Origin of the sequence: Acerihabitans sp. TG2, from assembly GCF_035013185.1 — a bacterium.
Lineage (GTDB): Bacteria > Pseudomonadota > Gammaproteobacteria > Enterobacterales > Enterobacteriaceae > Acerihabitans.
Map to the genome: position 1 here is coordinate 1 of NZ_JAYGJO010000072.1, position 2,521 is coordinate 2,521.

A 2,521-nucleotide genomic window follows, 5' to 3' on the forward strand; every position below is an offset into this window, starting at 1 on the left:
TAAGCGTACTTTCAGCGCCGTATTGACGGTTATTCGGTAGTGAGATCCACATTCCAAGGCAGAAGTTCGGCTACCCGGTTTATCGGCCAGTCAGCCAGAACGCTGAGAATATGACGAAGATACGCCTCAGGATCGATACCGTTGAGTTTGCACGTGCCGATCAGGCTGTACAGCATCGCACCCCTGTCGCCACCATGATCCGAACCGAAGAAGAGGTAGTTCTTCCTGCCCAGGGTGACGGCCCGCAGGGTACGTTCTGCCGCGTTGTTGTCTATTTCCACCAGACCGTTTTCACAGTAATAACTCAGGGCATCCCATTGATTTAACATGTACTGGAAGGCTTCTCCCAGTCCCGATTTACGTGACAGCATCAGCATTTTTTCCTGTATCCAGTCATGTAGTGAGGCCAGTAACGGCTTGCTGCGCACCTGCCGCGCCTTCAGCCGTTCCTCTACCGTAAGCCCCCGGATCTCGGCTTCGATGACATACAGTTCTCGGATACGCGCCAGCGCGTCCTCCGCAGTGCCCGCTTTTTTTGTCCGTATATACACGTCGTGGATTTTTCTTCGGGCATGGGCCATGCAGGCCGCTTCCTTGAGTGCCCCACCTTCACGTTTCGCGCTGAACAACTGATCATAGCCGGTATACGCATCCGCCTGCAGCACACCCTGGAAAAAACGAAGATGATGTTTAGGATGCTCTCCCTGCCGATCCGGCGAGTAAGCGAACCAGACCGCCGGCGGGTCCGATGAACCGGCATTGCGATCATCGCGCACGTAAGTCCACAGACGACCGGTTTTGGTCTTTTTCTTGCCCGGCGCCAGTACCGGCACCGGCGTATCATCAGTATGCAGTTTGCCGGTGGCCATGACGTAGTGATAAAGAGCTTCTTCCAGCGGCGCCATTAGACGGCAGCACGCATCCACCCAGTTGGAGAGCAGCGCCCGGCTCAGATCCACACCGTGACGCGCCATGATTTCCGTCTGACGATACAACGGCGTGTGTTCGGCATACTTCGAGGTCAGCACGCGGGCCAGCAGACCGGCACCGGCGATACCGCGTTCAATGGGGCGGGAAGGGGCTGGGGCTTCAACGATACAGTCGCACTTCACGCAGGCTTTTTTCACCCGAACGGTACGGATAACTTTCAGGGCGCTGCGTATCAGCTCAAGCTGTTCCGCGCTGGTTTCACCCAGATAGTCCAGCCGACCGCCACATTCCGGGCAACAGGTTTCTGCGGGCTCAAGACGGTTTATTTCACGGGGAAGGTTTTCCGGCAGCGGGCGGCGATGCCGGGATTGACGAAGCTGACGGGGAACCTGCGGGTCATCCACCCGGCCGGTGCGCCGGTCACCGTCCTGTTCACGCTGCTCCAGTGCCGATTGCGCGTCGTCAACTTCGCGCAACAGCTTTTCCGAGGAGACGCCGAACAGCATGCGCCGCAGCTTATCCAACTGCGCGCGCAGGTGTTCGTTTTTGCGTTCTTCCTCTTCTACTTTTTCCTCCGCCCGAGCAAGCGCCAGGCGCAGGAAGACCTCAGTCTCCTCAACGAGACTGAGTTGCTGGTCTTTTTGGTGAAGCTGCCGTTCCAGTTCAGCGATACGGGCGAGATAGTCTTGACTCATGCCCCATTTATAATGCACCAGTGATTTTTTTACAACATTGTCAGTGAGTTAAGGCGTGTTGTTTTAGGCTGACGCCAGTCCAGCTTGTCCAGTAGCATAGCCAGTTGAGAACGGGTGAGCGTGATTTTGCCGTCGCGAACCGTCGGCCAGATGAACTGACCCTGCTCCAGACGCTTGCTGAATAGGCACAGACCATCCGTATCCGCCCAGAGGATTTTCACCATGTCGCCACGACGGCCACGGAAGATAAACAGGTGCCCGGAGAACGGGTTCTCGTTAAGCGCCTGCTGTATCTGTTCCCCAAGGCCGTTGAAGGATTTTCGCATATCGGTCACACCGGCAACCAGCCAGATTTGGGTTCCTGAGGGAAGTGGGATCATCCTCGGGCACCCCCGGTCAGTTCACGAAGCATAACGGTCAACAGTTCCGGGGAGATATTTTCCAGCGTCATTTTGCCGGACCGAAACTCGATACAACAGGATGGTGCGCTAACTGCTGTAGGTGATGTTGTTCGGGAATATCGAGTTTTATCACCCGAGATATCCGGCGTCGGCAACTCGGATATCACTTCAACCGGTAGTAATGTTGGGTTTGATGACGGTGTCACTGTGGCCGGCAAGCGGCGGGATATGCGGCCTTCCTGTTGCCAAAGACGTAACCATTTAAAGATAAGATTACTGCCAACGCTATTCTCACGGGCGATTTGGGACACATTAGCACCAGGCTGGGACGCCAATTCAACCATCTGTAGTTTAAAGTCGTCGGAATAGATGTTACGGGGACCGTTACGCCAATTAGTGGGTTTTTCCATAGATAGAACTCTTTCTAAATGAGACGGAGCTCTAACCTACCTACCTTGAGGAATAGATAACAGACGGCGCGGGCTGTACGCTTAC

The 2,521-nt window shown here is 55.2% G+C and carries 3 protein-coding genes; all 3 read right to left on the bottom strand.

Features of this window, described 5'->3' with window-relative positions; all coding sequences use genetic code 11:
• Window positions 1-29 precede the first annotated feature (29 nt).
• The 3 genes from tnpC to SJI19_RS24470 are packed head-to-tail and all read right to left on the bottom strand — an operon-like array spanning window position 30 to window position 2,436.
• Complete coding sequence (tnpC, locus tag SJI19_RS24460; RefSeq protein WP_323480836.1) at window positions 30-1,625, bottom strand: IS66 family transposase; 1,596 nt, start codon at window positions 1,623-1,625, stop codon at window positions 30-32.
• Window positions 1,626-1,654: 29 nt separating this feature from the next.
• Window positions 1,655-2,005: an IS66 family insertion sequence element accessory protein TnpB gene (tnpB, locus tag SJI19_RS24465; RefSeq protein WP_323480837.1), complete on the bottom strand. Its 351-nt coding sequence runs from the start codon at window positions 2,003-2,005 to the stop codon at window positions 1,655-1,657.
• Window positions 2,002-2,436: a transposase gene (locus SJI19_RS24470; protein ID WP_323480838.1), complete on the bottom strand. Its 435-nt coding sequence runs from the start codon at window positions 2,434-2,436 to the stop codon at window positions 2,002-2,004. The genes tnpB and SJI19_RS24470 overlap by 4 nt, the downstream gene beginning before the upstream one ends.
• Window positions 2,437-2,521: the final 85 nt, after the last annotated feature.